We start from the raw sequence: 18343 nt of genomic DNA, 5'->3' as shown, positions 1-18343 counted from the left end.
GGGCATCGATTTTGGTGCGCCATCTGCTGCAGGGGTGATCATCCACCTTCACTCGATGGCTCATGGCGCCGCCCGCAGGCCGGCGTGTGACTTGAGCGGAGTGGTGCCCCCTGGGTCGGCAGCGCTGGACTGCCGGGCGATACGGACGAACTCACCAACCCACCCCACCGGACGCCCCGGAGGACGCCATACTGCCCGCAATTGCCGCCGTAACGCTGGCCCAGCGACGGAGATGACCACGAGCGTGCCCGCACGGACCGCATCCGCGACCGCAACCCGACTCAATACCGCTGGCGCCGACCCCGCAGCCACAGCGGTCCGGATCGCCTCGCTGCTAGACAACTCCATCGCAGGCGGACGACGAGGGTACGGCGACAACGCCCTATCCAAGGTGTCCCTGGTGCCCGACCCCAGCTCCCGAACCACCAAAGCCGTGTCCGCGAGCTCCGCCAACGTCAGCGGATGCCGCCGACGCGCCCACGGGTGGGTCGGCGCAGTGACCACGACCAGATCGTCCGTGGCCACCACTGTTGTCCGCAAACCTGCTGGGCGACGTACGGTCTCAATGAATCCCAGATCCACAGCGCCACGATGCAGATCAGCGATCACCGTGGCGGAGTTTGTCACGCGCAGCCGCACCTGCCGGTCCGGATGTCGCCTGGTGTAGACCGCCAGCCACAACGGCGCCAGATGCTCACCGATCGTCAGACTCGCCGCAATCGAATGGCCGCTTTCGGCATCGGCCCGCAACGAGGCGACACCGGTGAGGAGCCGTTCCGTGCCCGCCATGATGGGACTGGCCCAATCCACCACCAACTGACCGGACGTGGTCGGAGTCGACCCAGTGGGGGAGCGCCGCACCAATTCCACGCCAAGGTCCCGCTCCAACCGGTGGAGGAGTCGACTGGCTTGCGGTTGGCTCATTCCGAGATCCCGGGCAGCGGCACCGACGCTGCCGCATCGCACGATCCGGCACAGCAGATCTAGCGCGCGCAGCTCGGGCAACGGAGGCAAGGGTGGCGTCGATAGTGGCGGCTGCGGCGCATCCTTGCTCATGTCATTAGCGTATGACCTCATGCAGTATTAGCACTGGCGATCAGTCACCGCCACCACCAGAGTGGAGCAGTGACTGTCGAATCCCCCACGCCTGCCGCCACGGCCAAACCGCCAACCACGCGACGTGCACTGCTGCCTGGGATTGCCCTGGCGCTGGCCGCAGCGGCGGTGTCCACCGGGGTGAATCTGGTGTTTCCCGCGGTGTCGGCCTTGTTGGTGGCGATCCTGCTGGGCGCGTTGATGGCTAACACCTTCCCGGTGCCAGCAGCTCTGGAGCCGGGGCTGGCGTTCAGCGGTCGCCGATTGCTGCGGATCGGAGTGGTCCTGCTCGGTCTGGGGTTGTCGGTGCGTGATATCGCAGCGCTGGGCTATGGCGTCGTCGCAGTCGCAGTCACCGTGGTCGTGGTGGGGATCATCGGGACAGTTGTGGTGGGGAGCATGCTCGGGGTGCCGTCCATGCAGCGGTTGTTGATCGCCTGTGGGTTTTCCATCTGTGGCGCGGCAGCGGTGGCAGCGGTCGCCGGGGTGCTCCCGGACGAACAGGAAGAAGACGTCGCTACCGCTATCGCTCTCGTGGTGGTCTTCGGCACGATGATGATTGGAGTGGTCCCGCTGGTCGGGGCCACTGCGGGATTGACCGCTCAAGCCAATGGAGTGTGGGCGGGAGCGAGTATCCATGAGGTGGCCCAGGTGGTCGCTGCAGCCGGGGTGATCGGGCCAGCTGCGTTGAAAGTCGCCGTGGTCGTCAAATTGACTCGGGTGCTGCTGTTAGCGCCGGTGATCATGGGGATCTCCTGGTCGTTACGGCGCGGCGGCGCCACCGCTAGCGGGAAACGCCCGCCAATCATGCCGTTATTTGTGGCTGGTTTCTTGATGGCCGTGTTGGTGAGATCGATGCTGCCCTTGCCGGAGTGGTTGCTGATGTCATCGAGATGGGCCCAGACGGTGCTGCTGTCTGCGGCGATGTTTTCTCTAGGGGCGGGCGTCAAGGTGTCACGACTGCGTGCGGTGGGAGGGCGTCCGGTGTTGCTGGGAGCGCTGTCGACAACGTTCATCGCCCTGATCGGATTGATCGGGGCCAGCATGACGGGGTGAGATCGGCTCAGCGGGCAGGTGGGTCCTGGTGAGGGTCGCGTCCTGAGGGCAGGAGCGCCTCGTCGAGACGTTCCAGCAGCCGCACCGCCTGTCTTTCCAAGTCATCCTCGAAGAGCACGTGCAGGCCTTGGGGGTAGGTGGCATGGCTGCCGTCAAGCACGATGAGATGGACATCGTCAGGGCACGCTAAATCCAGGAAGTCATCGAGACGGGCTTCGGGGAGATCTTCGACGATGATCACGTCATAGCCCGCGCGGCGATAGGTCTCTGCGAGCGCAATGTGGCCGCAGTAGCGCAGCAGGGATGTGCGGATGGTGCCTAATTCGTCAGCGCCGGAAGCCCGTTCGGAAGCGACCATGCCAGCCAGGATGGGGCCGTCGAGGACGACGGACTGCTCGCACAGTCGGGCCATGGCCCACGCCAACCGGTGACAGCCTCCGCCCATCGGGCCGGAGATCACGATGAGTCGGCCGTCAGGTGGGGGGATGTCTGGGTGGCCGGTGGCTGCCGAAGGGTTGTCGTGCGGTTCGTTCACGATGTCAACGCTGCCGCGACGACGTCACGGGCTTGGTCTTGCACCTGTGCGAGGTGTTCGGGGCCGTGGAAGCTCTCGGCGTAGATCTTGTAGACGTCTTCGGTGCCGGAGGGGCGAGCGGCGAACCAGGCATTTTCGGTGACGACTTTGAGCCCACCGATGGATGCGCCGTTGCCGGGGGCTGTGGTGAGTTTCGCGGTGATCGGTTCGCCGGCGAGTTCGGTTGCGGTGACGGCGTGTGGGGTGAGTGCGGCGAGTGCAGCTTTTTCTGATCGGCTCGCTGGGGCGTCGACGCGAGCGTAGGCCGGTGCGCCGTGCCGGTGGACCAGGTCGGCGTACCACTCGCTGGGGGTTCTGTCGGTGCGGGCGAGGATTTCACTGGCCAGCAACGCCAGGATGATGCCGTCTTTGTCGGTGGTCCACACGGAGCCGTCGCGGCGCAGGAAACTTGCTCCGGCGGACTCTTCGCCACCGAACGGTCCAGAGCCGTCGAGCAGCCCGGGGACAAACCATTTGAAGCCGACTGGGACTTCGACCAGGCGACGGCCGAGGTCAGCGGCGACTCGATCGATCATCGAAGAGGACACCAACGTCTTACCGATGAAACCGTCGGTGGGCCATTCGGGGCGGGCCCCGCCGTAGAGGTAGCCGATGGCGACGGCCAGATAGTGGTTGGGGTTCATCAGGCCAGCGTCGGGGGTGACGATGCCGTGCCGGTCGGCGTCGGCATCGTTGCCGGTGCTGAGCTGGTAGTCGGCTTTGTTGGTGATGAGGGAGGCCATCGCGTGGGGTGAGGAGCAGTCCATGCGGATCTTGCCGTCCCAGTCGAGGGTCATGAATCGCCAGGTCGGGTCGACCAGCGGGTTGATGACGGTCAGGTCGATTCGGTGACGTTCGGCGATCGCTGCCCAATACTCCACGCTGGCGCCGCCCAAGGGGTCGGCGCCGATACGTAGCCCGGCGTGTCGGATCGCGTCGATATCGACGACGGTCGGCAGGTCGTCGACATAGCTGCCGACGAAGTCGTACGGCGTCGTAGCGGCCCGGGCTCGGGCGAAGGGGATACGTCGTACCCCGTCGAGTCCGGCTCGCAGGAGGTCGTTGGCGCGGGCGGCAATCCATGCGGTGGCGTCGCTGTCAGCGGGGCCACCGTGCGGAGGGTTGTATTTGAATCCACCATCGGTGGGTGGATTGTGTGAGGGGGTGACCACGATGCCATCGGCGAGTCCGGCGTGGGCCGGAAGAGCGTCGACGCCGCTGATGCGGCCTTTGTTGGCCCGCAGGATGGCGTGGCTGACGGCGGGAGTGGGGGTGTAGCCGTCATGGTCGTCGACCATGACGGTCACATCGTTGGCGGCAAGCACTTCGATGGCGCTGACCCAGGCCGGTTCTGAGAGTGCGTGCGTGTCTCTGCCGAGGAAGAGCGGGCCGTCGTAGCCCTGCCTACGGCGGTAGTCCACGATCGCTTGCGACGTGGCCAAGATGTGGTCCTCAGTGAATGAGGTGCGCATGCTGGATCCGCGATGCCCCGACGTGCCGAAGGCCACCTGCTGGTCGGCGTCCGCGGGGTCGGGGTGCGCGGTGTAATACGCCGTAACCAGATGGGGCACATCGACGAGATCCTGGGGCTGGGCCGGGGTGCCTGCACGCGACGTCGTCATGCCCCCATCCTCGCACTTGTGCGGGGTGTCACCGGTTCTCGCTGCCGGTCGACCTCGCCGCGGTGGATCAGGGAGGTGTCCGGTGGGCTTGCTGCTGGCTGTATTCTCGCCAGGGGCATCGCTTGAAGACTATGGCCATCATTCAGGAGGATGCCGGGGTCCCCAGCGGGTATCAGTGTGCGAAGCACACGCCAGGCAGGTGGCCAGGTTTGGAGGTGTGTCATGACGATGATGGACGACCAGGTGCCGCGCTCAGACGAGCCGTATTACGTCGACGTCGACGAGGATTACCCGCCCATGGACGCAGGGATGCACGTCCACGACTTCGTCGTCATCGGCGGCGGGATCATCGGGCTGGCTACGGCGATGAAACTGCTCATGGAGCAGCCGGGAGCCGATGTGGTGGTTCTGGAGAAGGAACCCGACGTGGCGATGCACCAGACCGGGCACAACAGCGGTGTCATCCACGCAGGGATCTACTACCGCCCGGGCAGTTTGAAAGCGAAGCTCTGCAAAGCTGGTGCCCAGTGGACCCGATACTTCTGTGATTCTCACGGGATTCCTTACCGCGATACCGGCAAGTTGATCGTTGCCACGGATGACGCGGAGCTGGTCCGAATGAACGCCCTGTATGACCGGGCGTTGGCCAACGAGTTGGATGTCGAACTGCTGGGGCCAGCAGAGCTGTGGCGCCGCGAGCCCAATATCGCCGGACTGGGTGCGATCTACCTGCGTGGCACCGGGATCGTCGACTATGCGCAGATCTGCCGAAAAATGGCCGAAGTCATTCAGGAGCATGGCGGCAGCATCCGGTTGGGGTGTGAGGTCACCGGGATCCACGAGTCCCTTTCTGAGGTGTCGATCGACCTGAACACTCGTGAATTGGCGGCTCGCGGTGAGCGGGACCGGATTTATACCCGCCAATTGGTGGTCTGTGGCGGCATCCAGGCCGATCGGTTGGCAAGGATGGCCGGGTTGGACGTCGACTTCCACATGGTGCCATTCCGAGGCGAGTATTACCGCCTCGACCCCAAACACAACCAGATCATCAACACGCTGGTTTACCCGGTGCCTGACCCGGACCTGCCGTTCCTTGGGGTGCACCTGACGGTGATGATGGATGGTGGTGTCACTGTCGGCCCAAACGCCGTAATGGGATTCTCTCGTGAGGGATACCCGAAGTTCTCGTTGAACGTGCGGGATGTTGCTGACTTCGCTCGTTTCCCAGGTTTCTGGAAAGTGGCACGTAAGCAGCTGAAAACCGGACTGATCGAGCAAAAGAACTCGATTTATAAACGGGGCTACTTAGAGATGGTGCGCAAGTATTGTCCGTCGTTGACGGCAGCTGATCTGTTGCCAGAGAAGTGCGGCATTCGGGCGCAGGCAGTGAAGAAGGATGGCTCGATGATCGAGGACTTCCTCTTCTATGACACCGCCAGGATGTTGCATGTCTGCAATGCTCCGTCACCGGCGGCGACCTCGGCGATGCCCATCGCGGCGTTGATCACCGAGAAGGTGCTCGCTCACCACTGATCACAGGCTGTCACGGTCACCGTCCCCGACGTGTTGGGTCGGTGGCCGTGCTGGTCTGACTGCAGACGAGCCAGGTTGGACGACCCGGTTTTTCGCAGTGGACAACCGACCGAGTCGCAGCACCGTCGCCTATCCTGAGGTGATGCCCGACACACAGCATGTCCCTGCGGCAGATGCAGCTCAGGAGTCCCCTGAGGGACCTTCGGTCTTGGGGGTGGGTGTCGCCGCGGTCGCGATGGCGGTCCTGCTTCTGGTTGGGACGCTCGGCCGCAGCACCTGGGGGTCCTTACTCGCCGAACATGCGATCGCCGCCACCTGGGTGGCGGTGTTTGTTGCCATTGCCTTGCAAGCTTTCCCCTTCCTGGTCTTGGGGGTGGCTGTGTCCGCGGTGGTGGCGGTGCTCATTCCCGCGTCGGCGTTACGTCGGATCCTGCCTCAGCGGGGTGTCGCTGCGGTGCCAGTTGCCGGTTTAGCCGGGGCGTTGTTGCCCGGATGTGAGTGCGCGTCGGTGCCCATCGCCGGGTCGTTGGTGGCTCGTGGTGTCCCGGCCTCTGCCGCGTTGACTTTTTTGTTGGCGGCCCCGGCGATCAATCCAGTGGTGTTGGTGTCGACTGCGGTGGCCTTCGGCGGGGATGTCAAAGTGGTGGCGGCGAGGTTCACTGCGTCGCTGATCACATCGGTGGTGATGGGTTATTGGTGGTTGGCCCGGGGCCGAGATGACCTGATTAAGCTGCCACATCGACACAGCGCCGAGGGGCCGAAACTCCAGCAGTTCACCAGCGCAGTCACGCATGACTTGTTGCATGCCGGGGGATATCTGATCCTTGGCGGGGCGATCGCGGCCACGATCAACGTGTTGGTGCCGCGCACCGTGTTGGACACGCTGGCTGGCAATATCTTCGTGGCGGTGTTGACCCTGGCGGTGTTCGCAGTGATCGTGGCGGTGTGCTCTGAAGCTGATGCGTTCATCGCGGCGAGCATGGTTGCCTTCCCGCTTCCTGCCCGCCTGGCATTCATGGTGGTCGGTCCAGCGTTGGATGTGAAGCTGTTCGCGATGCAAGCTGGGACTTTTGGCCGGGCCTTCGCGGTGCGGTTCGCCCCGATGACGTTCGTGGTCGCGGTGGCCTCAGCTCTGATCGTTGGGGAGGTGCTGTTGTGAGCCGTTTGGTCGCTGCGATGGCGACGATGCTGTGTGCGGCCGTGGTGGGTCGATCAGTGCTGCGTAACGATCACTTGGCCTACGTCAAGTCGGGACTCACGATCCCGCTGCTGGTGGCCGCGGTATTGATGCTGTTGGTCGGGGCCTACGAGTGGTGGCAAGCTTTTCGAGGATTGGGCGCCCCGACCCTGGAATATGTCGACGACGGTCACGGACATCACCACAAGCCTGGACGGGCCGCTCCGGTGATTGGCTGGTTATTGATCGTTCCGTTTCTGGTGTTGGCATCGGTCCCGCCAACCCCGGTCGGCAGTTATACCGCTGCCCGGAGTACCACCAACAAAGATGCCTCCGCGGCGTTGGGCACTGACGGGGCTTATGCCCCATTCGCTGCGGGGGACGGCCCCGTATCGATTACGGTGCGTCAGTTCTGGGAGCGAGCCAGTTTTGACACGAAACGCAGCCTCGAGGGTCGGCGGGTCAAACTTGTCGGTTTTGCTTCGGCAGACAAAACCGAGGGCGGCCCCGGATGGGCCTTGACGCGGATGTCCATCATGTGTTGTGCCGCTGATGCGTTCCCGGTGAAGATCATGCCGTTGGGTGTCCCCGAACGGCCGAAGGATGGATCGTGGCTGACCGTCGAAGGGATCTGGGAGCCTGACCCCAAAGCGCCTGCTCCGGATTCCGCGGAGGCAGGATCGACGATGCCCCGTCTCAAGGTGCTGTCGGTCACGCCGACCTCCCAGCCAGCCCAGCCCTACGAATAATTCGCAGGACCGGGCTCGCTGGAGACGCGATGGTCTGATCCGGTCAGCGGGTGCTGTTCTCGTCCTGACCGGTCACCGAGGGAAGCTGACCTAGACCGGAGTCGACCTCGTCATCGACCTGGACCGGACTACTGGACAGCTCAGGTCGGCTAATGCCCACCCCGTGATGGTCTACATCAGCTGGAGCGGCAGCCACGACGACCGCCGTACCTCCGGCCTCCGGCTCAAACCACACGCTGGACAGCTTCTGCACGGTCACGACCGCCGAGAATGGCTGACCATGCCACGGGACGGCTTCGGCTTCAATGCGGCCCATATTGCCGGTGCCAGCGCCGCCGTATTCAGTGGCGTCGGAATTCAGGATTTCCCGCCAGGTGCCAGCCGCCGGCAAACCGATTCGGTAGGACTGGTGTTCGCTGCCCGAGAAGTTGGTCACGCAGGCGATGATCGGGCGGGCACCATTAGTGTCCACCTCGCCGTACCGCAAGAAACTGAACGTGTTGCCGGCGCTATCGTTGGCGTCGATCCACGCGAAGCCGTCTGCGCTGCTATCCAACGACCATAACGCCGGGCGGTCTCGGTATAGCGCATTCAAATCTCGCACATACTGCTGGATTTGCCGGTGCGGGTCTTGCTCCAGCAGCCACCAATCCAAGCTGGAGCCGTCGGCCCACTCGGCGTACTGCGCGAACTCGCTGCCCATGAAAAGCAACTGCTTGCCGGGGAAACTCCACTGCCACGCAAAATAGGCACGCAGGTTAGCTCGTTTTTCCCAGTCGTCGCCTGACATTTTGCCGATCATGGAGCCTTTGCCGTGGACGACCTCGTCGTGGCTGATCGGCAGGACAAAATTCTCGCTATAGGCATACACCATCGCGAATGTCATCTCGTGATGGTGATATTGGCGATAGATCGGGGCCTGACCGATGTATTCGAGGGTGTCATGCATCCACCCCATGTTCCATTTCAGGCCAAAACCCAAACCGCCGGTATACGTCGGGGCGGTGACTCCGCTCCAACTGGTCGACTCCTCAGCGATGGTGACCACCCCAGGAGAACGCCGGTAGACAGTGGCGTTCATTTCCTGAAGGAATTGCACGGCTTCCAGGTTTTCCCGACCGCCGTACTGATTGGGCAGCCACTCCCCGTCGTTGCGGGAGTAGTCCAAGTAGAGCATCGAGGCTACGGCGTCGACCCGCAGCCCATCGCAGTGGAATTCCTCCAACCAATACGACGCGTTGGCGACGAGGAAATTGCGCACCTGGGGGCGCCCAAAGTCGAAAATGTAGGTGCCCCACTCGGTGTGCTCCCCGCGCCGTGGGTCCGGATGCTCATAGAGCGCCTGACCATCGAAACGCCCGAGAGCAAAGCCGTCCTTCGGGAAATGTGCTGGCACCCAGTCCAGGATCACGCCGATCCCCGCCTGATGCAGCGTGTCCACCAGATGACGGAATTCATCAGGAGAACCAAACCTGCTGGACGGCGCGAAATATCCCGTCACTTGATAGCCCCAACTGGGACCGTAGGGATGCTCCATGACCGGGAGCAACTCCACATGGGTGAAGCCCATCTCGGTCACATAGTCGACGAGCTGATCGGCCAACTCCAGATAGGTCAGCCCCTGCCGCCACGACCCGAGATGCACCTCGTAGATGCTCATCGGCTGTTTCTGCGGATCGGAGCGCGAGGCGCGCGCTTCCATCCATGATTCGTCTTGCCATTGGTATGTCGACGCGGTCACCACCGACGCCGTCGCTGGTGGACATTCAGTGGCGCGGGCCAATGGGTCAGCTTTGGTCCGACGGTAGCCATCTGCCCCGAGGATCTCGTACTTGTAGAGAGTGTTCTCGCCGATACCCGGCACAAACAGCTCCCACACCCCAGAACTGCCTAGCGCACGCATCGGATGACAGCTGCCATCCCAGGTGTTGAAATCCCCGACAACCCGTACCGCGCGGGCATGTGGTGCCCACACCGCAAACGAGGTGCCCGCCACCGAGCCCATCGGCCCGTCGTACCTGCGTAGATGACTGCCGAGGACCTTCCACAACTCCTCATGACGGCCCTCACCGATCAGGTGCAGATCGATCTCACCGAGCGTCGGCAAAAACCGGTACGGGTCGTCCTGGCGGTGGATGAACCCGTCGCCATAATCCACGAGGACGCGATAGTCGCTGACCTCGCTGATCTCCAAGCGAACCTGCCAGATCCCCTCGAAGTCATGAGCCATTGGGTGGACGCTGCCGTCGGGCAGCTCAATCTGCACCGACGTGGCATGCGGGCGAAGTACCCGCACCGTCACACCGCCGTTCCACGGATGGGCCCCGAGGACGCCATGCGGGTTTCCGTGCCCGCCGTGGACGAGCAGTCCTAGCTCATCCCAGCTAGCCGGCCGCAGCATCGGCACCGGTTCTGGTGTCGCTGCGGGGCTGGGCGTGGGCGTGGTCATGAAGGTCTCGCTTCTGTCGGTGGTGGGGGTGCACAGCGCCTCAATTGCTGAGGCAGGGATGGGCACCCAGGCGGGTCGGTTGCGGGCCTCGTAGACGACCTCGTACAGGGCCTTGTCCAGCTCGAGGGCTCGCAGCAGGGCGGCAGCGTCGGCGTCCGTGCGGGGGTCGTCGGCGGCGTGGGCATAGCCGTCGAGGAATGCGTGACGGCAGGCTCTCGCCCAGGTGCGCGCCGCATCGGCATCGGCCGGTTCCGCCTGTGCCCGGGAGCCGGCCGCGTAGTCGAAGCTGCGCAGCATGCCCGCCACGTCGCGCAGCGGTAGGTCGGGCTGGCTCCGCTCGGCGAGGGGTCGCATCGGCTCGCCCTCGAAGTCGAGCAGCACCCACCCACGTCCGGGCACGTCGAGCACCTGGCCGAGGTGGTAGTCGCCGTGGATCCGCTGCAGTGGCGGCCACGCGGCGGCGGCCGCTGCAGCGAACACCGCATCGATCGCACCCGTGAGGTGCGACAGCTCCGGTACGGCGTCCAAGGCTGCTTCGGCGCGCTGCCTCCACGAGCTCACTTGCCGCCCGCGGGCCGCTGCGTCAGCGGGCACGGTTGGCATCGCTACGGCCAGATCGCGGTGCACCTGCGCGGTCGCGGCGCCCAGGTCCCGGGCCCGGGCGGTGAAGTCGGTGCCATTCGCGACGGCTTGAGCAGCGACTCGCCACGCGTCCTGCGTGCCCGGCAGGAACTCCTGCGCGAACGCCAGATGGCCCTTCGCGACGCCCCCGGAGGCTTCGAGGGAGGCCCACTGGCCCGCGACCGAGCCCAGCGGGGCCGGAACCAGGTGAGACCCGGCGGCGGCCAGCGCCGACTGCAAGACCACATCGGGGTTGTCACCCTCGTGCAGCACGCGAAAGACCTTCACGATCAGCGGGCGGGCGCGACCGGCCGTCTCATCGAGGGCATCGACGATGATCGAGGTGTTGGACTGCTCGCCGCGCAACACGCTCGACGATGTCACCCGTAGCCGGGGCACACCGAGCGCGGGTGTCCCCACCGCCGGCGCATCCACCCAATCGCTCGTCGAGAAGCCCGGATCCGACGTACCCCCCGCCGTGGCCAGCTCCACCAAGGCCTCGACGTACCGCGGATCGCGGCAGGCATCGTACACATAGCGGGTGCCGAGGACGGAGTGCTCGCACGTGCCGATCAGAGCTTCCTGTCCGTCGGGCAGCGGTTCGTCGCGATATGTCACCGGCACCTGGTAGATCACCGGTGGGGCTGCCGCCTCGTCCACGACGATCAGCGTTTCGGCGCCCACCCGACCTGCGGGGTCCTCACAGCGGAATCCGCCGATCCGTCGCAGGCTGGGTACGTGACCCTTGCGGGTGTACCACCGTTGCTGGGGCATCCACGCCGCCAGCAGTTCCAGCTTGCCGGGTGTGACGCTCGCGCCCTCATGGATCTCAGCCATCGTGGCCACGCTCCGTCATCCCCAACCAGAAGAAATCTCGAGACCCCACGGTGGCGACATAGGTGGCGTCGTCGGTGACCCGTGGGAACCCGGTCCCACCGAAGAGGTCTCGCACTTTTGCTCCGGCAAACCGTTCTGGGAGGTGCACCGTCCCAGCTTGCGGGCGGCTGGAAAGGTTGTGCAGGCAAAGCACATGTTCCGGTTCTTCCCGACCTTTGCTGGGGTCGGCTTCCAGGGTGCGGGTGAAGGCCAAGAGTGACTCGTTGTCGACGTCGCGAAGCTCAAAATCCCCTAGCCCAAACACTGGGTGAGCGGCCCGGACTTGCAGCATCGCTCGAACCCAATGCAGCAGTGAGGAGCTGGAGGCCATTTGGGCTTCCACGTTGACATTGTTGTGGTGGTAGACCAGGGACTGAATCACCGGGAGGTAGAGCTTGCCCGGGTCGGCGCTGGAAAAACCGGCGTTGCGGTCCGGGGTCCACTGCATCGGGGTCCGCACCGCGTCACGGTCGTGCAACCAGATGTTGTCGCCCATGCCGATCTCGTCGCCGTAGTAGAGACACGGGCTGCCTGGCAGGCTCAACAGCAATGCGTGAATCAGTTCAACTTCGGCACGGGAGTTGTCTAACAACGGGGACAGCCGTCGACGGATACCCACATTTGCCCGCATCCGCGGATCCGGGGCATACCAGCCGTACATGGCGGTGCGTTCTTCCGGGCTGACCATCTCTAAGGTCAACTCGTCGTGGTTGCGCAGGAAGGTGCCCCACTGCCCGCCAGCGGGCACCGGTGGGGTGTCGTTGAGGACGTCAATGATGGGTGCAGCTTTTTCCGCGCGGAGCGCGTAATACATCCGAGGCATCACCGGGAAGTGAAAACACATCTGGCATTCCGGTGCTTGTTCGGTGCCGAAGTAGTCGACGACCTCGTGGGGCATCTGATTGGCTTCGGCAAGGAGCACCCGGCCGGGGTATTCCCGGTCCACCATCGCCCGCAGCCGGGCTAGGAATTCGTGCGTGCGGGGATGGTTCTCCCCGTTGTGTCCGTCTTCTTCAAAGAGGTAGGGCACCGCGTCCAGGCGAAAGCCATCAATGCCCAAGTCCATCCAGAACCTGACTACATCGAACATCGCTTCCTGTACGGCGAGGTTCTCGAAGTTCAGGTCTGGCTGATGAGAGAAAAACCGGTGCCAGAAGAACTGCCGTCGGACCGGGTCGAAGGTCCAGTTCGATACTTCGGTATCGACGAAGATGATGCGGGCATCGGCGTATTTCGTGTCGTCATCGGACCAGACGTAAAAATCGCCGTACGGCCCGTCAGGGTCGGAACGGCTGGCCTGGAACCACGGATGCTGATCGGAGGTGTGATTCATCACAAAGTCAGTGACGATCCGAATACCGCGGGCATGGGCCTGGCTGACTAACTCGGTGAACTCTGGCAGCGTGCCAAACTCCGGGAGCACCGCGGTGTAGTCGCTGATGTCGTAGCCACCGTCTCGCAGCGGGCTGGCATAGAACGGCGGCAACCACAGGCAGTCCACGCCGAGCCAGGCCAGATAGTCGAGCTTGCCGATGAGTCCGGTGAAATCTCCGGAACCGCTGCCTTTGGAGTCGGCGAAGGCCCGGACTAGTACCTCGTAAAACACGGCGGTTTTGAACCAGTCAGGGTCGTGCCGCAGGCCTGGTTGGGACAGGTTGAGGCCCTGCATGTCAGAACCTCCGGACGCTGATGATGTGGACCGGTTCGGTGTCCTTGCCGAGGCGCACGAAGGGGGTGTCATCCCACTGCCAGGACTGCCCAGTAATCAGGTCTTTCGCGACGAAAGTCGTTCCCTCAGGGAGGCCTAACGCGTCCAGGTCGAGGTGCACCACGGTCTCCCGGGTGGTGTGGGGATCCAGGTTGGCGACAACCAGGATGGTGTCTTCGCCACCGACTTTCACCCGTCGCTTGCTGTAGGCGATGACATTGTCGTCTTCAGCAGCGTGGAAATGCAGGTTGCGAAGCCAATGCAATGCTGAGTGGTCGCGGCGTATCTGGTTGAGTTCGCGCAGGTAATCGGCCATCCACAGCTCACCTTCGCGGGAGCCACCTGGTGCGAAGTCACGCCAAGCCCGGTCCTTGAACTGGTATTTCTCGTTATCGATCTGCTCTTCCACGCCAGGACGTGGCACCGATTCGAGGAGTTCATATCCGGCGTAGATGCCGTACGTCGGGACCAGCGTCGCAGCGAGCGCTGCCCGCACTTTCCATGCGGTCGGTCCGCCGTACTGAAGGTATGGGGTGAGGATATCGTGAGTGGTTGGCCAGAAACTGGGCCGCATGAAGGCCGCGGATTCTTCGGCGAGTTCGCGGCAGTATTCCTCGATCTCCCACCGTTCGTTGCGCCAGGCGTAGTAGGTGTAGCTCTGCTGGAATCCGACTTTGGCGAGGGTTTTCATCATGGGGGGTTTGGTGAAGGCCTCGGCGAGCCAGATGACGTCGGGGTGGGATGCGGCGACGTCGGCGATGATCCACTGCCAGAATTCCACCGGTTTGGTGTGGGGGTTGTCCACCCGGAAGATTTTGACGCCGTGGTCGATCCACACCTGGACGACCCGGCGTACTTCGGCGTAGATGCCAGCGGGGTCGTTGTCGAAGTTCAGCGGGTAGATGTCTTGGTATTTCTTGGGTGGGTTTTCTGCGTAGGCGATGGTGCCGTCGGCGCGAGTGGTGAACCATTCGGGGTGTTCGCTGACCCACGGGTGGTCGGGTGCGCATTGCAGGGCGAGGTCCAGGGCTACTTCTAGGCCGTTGCTCCGGGCTTGGGCGACGAAGTGGTCGAAGTCGTCGAAAGTGCCCAGGGAGGGTTCGATGGCGTCATGTCCGCCGTGCACGGATCCGATCGCGTACGGCGATCCGGGGTCGTGCGGGCCGGCGTTCAGGGTGTTGTTGGGGCCTTTGCGGTTGACTTCACCGATCGGGTGGATTGGCGTCAGGTAGATGACGTCGAATCCCATGGCAGCGACGGCCGGGAGGCGTTCTGCGGCGGTGCGCAATGTGCCGGTCGTCCAGGTCCCGGTGGCCTCGTCGTACCGGCATCCTTCGCTGCGGGGGAAGAACTCATACCAGGCGCCGTACAGCGCCCGTTCGCGTTCGACCTTCCAGGGGTAGTCGGGGGAGGGGGAGACCATGTCTCGTAGCGGGGTGGTGGTGAGTTCAGCGCGAACAGCGTCGGCCGTGCCTCCGGCGAGTCGTTCTTCGATCCCGGCGGTGGTGTCGCGCAGCGTCCGCGCAGCTGAGGTCAGTAGGTCGCGGGCGTAGTCGGAGCGGGTCACCTCGTCGCGGGCGCGTTCCATCAGACGGGCGCCTTCTTCAAACATCACCTCGACGTCAACGTCGGCGCGGACCTTGATAGTCGCGTCGTGCACCCAGGTGGCGTAGGGGTCACTCCAGCCTTCGACACGGAAAGACCAGGCTCCGACTCGGTCGGCATAAATGGTGGCTTCCCAGGTCATGAGGCCAGGGTTGGTGCATGTCATGGGGAGGACATATTCGGTGCCATGCGGGTCAGTCAGGACGACGTCGGCGTTGACGGCGTCGTGGCCTTCCCGGAAAACAGTCGCAGTGACGGGAAATTCCTCGGCGACAACGGAGATCACCGGCCAGGCGCCGGCTTCAAGGGTGGGTTGGACATCGACGACAGGAATACGTCCGATCTGCCGCTGCGGCAGGCGTGGCGCCGCAGCAGGAAGCTGAGTGGGACGGGGCACGGCGGGCGGTGGCGGTGTCACAGTCACGTTGCTGACGCTATCTGTTGTGCTGGTCGCAGTGCACCCGCGGGTCCGGGCACGGCGGTGGAGGGTCGGGTGGTGTCGCCGAGGTGTTGTCGCCTTTTCCTGGGGCTTCCGGTGACGCTGTTGACCTGGACCAGACGACTGACCTGGGGCTTTGTCGACACCACCCGCTGTCATAGTGTCACCTTTGTCACGTACTATCGTGCAGGTGAAGGCAATTCGACGCTTCAACGTCCGCTCAGTCCTACCGGAGTCGATCAGTGAGTTGGGGGAGCTCGCGATTAACTTGCGCTGGTCGTGGCATACCGCGACCCGCACGCTATTCGAGGAGACCGCTCCGATTCGGTGGGAACAGGTCGGGCATGACCCAGTCGCCCTGTTGTCCAGCCTGTCGGCAGACGAGCTGTCCCGTCTCGCAGCCGACCCCGATTACGTCGCCAGGGTTAAGGCGGCCTACACCGACATGCAGTCGTATCTGACTCAGCCTCGCTGGTATCAGCAGTGGGCTGACGAGGTTGACGGCACGGTGCCGAGTTCTATCGCGTACTTCTCTGCTGAATTTGGGATCACCGAGGTCCTGCCGCAGTACTCCGGCGGGTTGGGAATCCTCGCCGGTGACCACTTGAAATCAGCCTCCGACCTTGGTGTGCCCGTAGTTGGTGTGGGCCTGTTCTACCAGACTGGTTATTTTGCCCAGTCGTTGAACCGGGACGGGTGGCAGCAGGAGACCTACCCGGTCCTGGACCCTGACGGGCTGCCGCTGTCTTTGCTCCGGGACGCCGACGACAAGCCGGTTTTGGTGGAATTGTCGATTCCGGGTCATCGCACGTTGCGGGCGTTCGTGTGGAAGGCGCAGGTCGGCCGGGTGCCGCTGCTGCTGCTCGATTCTGATGTCCACGAGAACGACCCGGATCTGCGGACCGTGACCAACCGGTTGTACGGCGGTGGCGGTGAGCAGCGCTTGCTGCAAGAGATGCTGCTGGGTATCGGTGGAGTGCGGGCGTTGCGTGCGTGGAGCGCATTGACTGGCGCTCCTGACCCCGACGTCTACCACTGCAACGAGGGCCACGCTGGGTTCCTCGGTGTCGAACGCATCCATGAGCTGGTCACCCAACACAACCTCACCTTCGATGAAGCTGTCGAGGCGACACGAGCAGCAACGGTATTCACCACGCACACCCCGGTGCCGGCGGGGATTGACCGTTTTGGCGTGGACCAGATCCGCCACTATTTCGGCGGCGACAACGCCCTGGATGGGGTACCGGTGGACCGGCTACTCGCCTTGGGTGCGGAGACCTACGAAGGCGGCGAAGCCGGGGTCTTCAACATGGCGGTCATGGGTTTGCGGATGGCGAAACATTCCAATGGCGTCAGCAAACTGCATGGCATCGTCAGCCGAGACATGTTCCACGGGTTGTGGCCCGGATTCGATGACTCCGAGGTGCCGATCACCTCGATCACGAACGGTGTGCACGCCCCGACCTGGGTCGATCAGCGGATCTTCGACCTCTCGGATAGTTACGGACCGTTGGAGTCTTCGAGCGCCAAGATCGCCCAGTTTGCCGAGCGCGCCACGGATGAGCAGATCTGGGGGTTGAAACGCGAACTGCGGCAGACCCTGGTGGAGATGGCTCGCACTCGGATGCGGGATTCCTGGGCCAAGCGGGGTGCAGCTCGCCCTGAGCTGGGCTGGACCGATTCCATCCTCGACCCGGACGTGCTGACCATCGGGTTCGCCCGGCGAGTTCCGACGTACAAGCGGTTGACGTTGATGCTGCGCGACCCGGAACGGCTTAAGCGCTTGCTGCTGCACCCGGAGCGTCCGATGCAGTTGGTCATCGCGGGGAAGTCGCACCCGGCGGATGACAACGGCAAACGGCTCATCCAGAAGATGGTGCAGTTTGCGGACGACCCGGAGATCCGCCACCGCATCGTGTTCTTGCCGAACTACGACATCGGGATGGCCCGCCACCTCTACCCGGGCTGCGATGTGTGGTTGAACAACCCGCTGCGTCCGCTGGAAGCGTGTGGCACGTCCGGGATGAAAGCTGCCCTGAACGGCGGACTCAACCTGTCGATCCTCGACGGCTGGTGGGACGAGTGGTACGACGGCGAGAACGGCTGGGATATCCCCACTGCTGACGGCATCGCCGACCCGGACCGTCGAGACGACATCGAAGCGGCAGCGCTGTACGACCTCATCGAAAACCGGGTTGCGCCACGGTTCTACGACGTTGACGAGCACGGGGTGCCTCGCCGGTGGGTCGCGATGATGCGGCACACCCTGGCCACGCTGGGGCCGAAGGTGTTGGCGACCCGACAGGTGCAGGACTACACCCGTGACCTGTATGTCCCTGCGGCCCGGGCCAACCACACGATGGCGGATCGGGGCTTCGACGCTGCCAAGGAACTGGCTGCGTATCGCAGCAAGATCACCTCGGCGTGGTCAACGCTGCACGTGGACCACGTCGAATCCTCTGGGGTAGCGGATTCTCCGCAGGTCGGCGACACCTTCCACATCAAGGCGTTCATCTCTTTGGGGGTGTTGCGACCGGAGGACGTCGATGTGCAGGTGGTCTACGGTCACGTTGACGCCAATGACCAGCTGTCCAACACGTCGACGTACTCGCTGCATGTCGCGGAGTCCTATGAGGGTGGACGGCACCGGTTCGAAGGGGAAATGAAGGTCACTGAGACTGGATCGTTCGGGTATACGGTGCGGGTCGTCCCGACGCACCGGCACCTGACCACCCCTGCCGAGTTCGGGTTGGCGGTCAACGCCTGACCTGCTGGTACGACGCGGCTCGGCCGGGAATCCTTCTGAGGGTTCCCGGCCGAGCCGTCGTGATGAGGGTGC

The 18343-nt window shown here is 63.8% G+C and carries 11 protein-coding genes; 5 read left to right on the top strand and 6 right to left on the bottom strand.

Translation table 11 applies throughout. From position 1 onward, the window contains the following. Positions 1–60: 60 nt before the first annotated feature. On the bottom strand, positions 61–1056 hold the full coding sequence (locus KEM60_RS03490) for a LysR family transcriptional regulator (RefSeq protein WP_219106114.1): 996 nt from the start codon (positions 1054–1056) through the stop codon (positions 61–63). A 69-nt stretch (positions 1057–1125) separates the two neighbouring features. On the opposite strand from KEM60_RS03490, the gene KEM60_RS03485 reads away from it, so the two are divergent. After that, a complete protein-coding gene (locus KEM60_RS03485) occupies positions 1126–2151 on the top strand; it encodes a YeiH family protein (RefSeq protein ID WP_255574198.1) in 1026 nt (341 codons plus the stop codon). Positions 2152–2158: 7 nt separating this feature from the next. Here KEM60_RS03485 and KEM60_RS03480 read toward each other — a convergent pair whose 3' ends face one another. Both KEM60_RS03480 and pgm read right to left on the bottom strand, forming a co-directional pair. Beyond that, complete coding sequence (locus KEM60_RS03480) at positions 2159–2686, bottom strand: hypothetical protein (RefSeq protein WP_219106113.1); 528 nt, start codon at positions 2684–2686, stop codon at positions 2159–2161. Further along, positions 2683–4347 carry a phosphoglucomutase (alpha-D-glucose-1,6-bisphosphate-dependent) gene (pgm, locus tag KEM60_RS03475; protein ID WP_219106112.1) on the bottom strand — a complete coding sequence of 555 codons (1665 nt, stop codon included), beginning with the start codon at positions 4345–4347 and terminating at the stop codon, positions 2683–2685. Before pgm ends, KEM60_RS03480 begins: the two co-directional genes overlap by 4 nt. Positions 4348–4569: 222 nt before the next feature. On the opposite strand from pgm, the gene lhgO reads away from it, so the two are divergent. The 3 genes from lhgO to KEM60_RS03460 all read left to right on the top strand — a co-directional run bounded on the left by lhgO (position 4570) and on the right by KEM60_RS03460 (position 7806). Beyond that, positions 4570–5880, top strand: coding sequence for an L-2-hydroxyglutarate oxidase (lhgO, locus tag KEM60_RS03470; protein WP_370626274.1), 1311 nt, complete (start codon positions 4570–4572; stop codon positions 5878–5880). Between the two features lie 142 nt (positions 5881–6022). After that, positions 6023–7039 carry a permease gene (locus KEM60_RS03465; RefSeq protein ID WP_219106111.1) on the top strand — a complete coding sequence of 339 codons (1017 nt, stop codon included), beginning with the start codon at positions 6023–6025 and terminating at the stop codon, positions 7037–7039. Beyond that, positions 7036–7806, top strand: coding sequence for a TIGR03943 family protein (locus KEM60_RS03460; RefSeq protein WP_219106110.1), 771 nt, complete (start codon positions 7036–7038; stop codon positions 7804–7806). Before KEM60_RS03465 ends, KEM60_RS03460 begins: the two co-directional genes overlap by 4 nt. Positions 7807–7849: 43 nt before the next feature. Here KEM60_RS03460 and glgB read toward each other — a convergent pair whose 3' ends face one another. The 3 genes from glgB to KEM60_RS03445 are packed head-to-tail and all read right to left on the bottom strand — an operon-like array spanning position 7850 to position 15489. Continuing rightward, positions 7850–11713, bottom strand: a complete 3864-nt coding sequence (gene glgB / locus KEM60_RS03455; RefSeq protein WP_219106109.1) for a 1,4-alpha-glucan branching protein GlgB — start codon at positions 11711–11713, stop codon at positions 7850–7852. Beyond that, complete coding sequence (gene treS, locus KEM60_RS03450; RefSeq protein ID WP_219106108.1) at positions 11706–13421, bottom strand: maltose alpha-D-glucosyltransferase; 1716 nt, start codon at positions 13419–13421, stop codon at positions 11706–11708. Before treS ends, glgB begins: the two co-directional genes overlap by 8 nt. Before the next feature lies 1 nt (position 13422). After that, positions 13423–15489 carry a maltotransferase domain-containing protein gene (locus KEM60_RS03445; protein ID WP_370626273.1) on the bottom strand — a complete coding sequence of 689 codons (2067 nt, stop codon included), beginning with the start codon at positions 15487–15489 and terminating at the stop codon, positions 13423–13425. Between the two features lie 205 nt (positions 15490–15694). On the opposite strand from KEM60_RS03445, the gene glgP reads away from it, so the two are divergent. Then, positions 15695–18271 (top strand): alpha-glucan family phosphorylase, encoded by a 2577-nt coding sequence (gene glgP, locus KEM60_RS03440; RefSeq protein ID WP_219106106.1) that lies wholly within the window; start codon positions 15695–15697, stop codon positions 18269–18271. Positions 18272–18343 lie beyond the last annotated feature (72 nt).

This window comes from Austwickia sp. TVS 96-490-7B (assembly GCF_019331795.1).
Taxonomy (GTDB): Bacteria; Actinomycetota; Actinomycetes; order Actinomycetales; family Dermatophilaceae; genus Austwickia.
The sequence above is the reverse complement of the archived record's forward strand: the minus strand, read 5'-3'. Positions and strand labels throughout refer to the sequence as shown.

What these genes read in the sequence shown, in the direction of transcription:
- KEM60_RS03490 (WP_219106114.1), bottom strand. Translation starts at nt 1,056, where the DNA reads ATGAGCAAGGATGCGCCGCAGCCGCCACTATCGACGCCACCCTTGCCT.
- glgB (WP_219106109.1), bottom strand. Translation starts at nt 11,713, where the DNA reads ATGGCTGAGATCCATGAGGGCGCGAGCGTCACACCCGGCAAGCTGGAA.
- treS (WP_219106108.1), bottom strand. Translation starts at nt 13,421, where the DNA reads ATGCAGGGCCTCAACCTGTCCCAACCAGGCCTGCGGCACGACCCTGAC.
- lhgO (WP_370626274.1), top strand. Translation starts at nt 4,570, where the DNA reads ATGACGATGATGGACGACCAGGTGCCGCGCTCAGACGAGCCGTATTAC.
- KEM60_RS03465 (WP_219106111.1), top strand. Translation starts at nt 6,023, where the DNA reads ATGCCCGACACACAGCATGTCCCTGCGGCAGATGCAGCTCAGGAGTCC.
- pgm (WP_219106112.1), bottom strand. Translation starts at nt 4,347, where the DNA reads ATGACGACGTCGCGTGCAGGCACCCCGGCCCAGCCCCAGGATCTCGTC.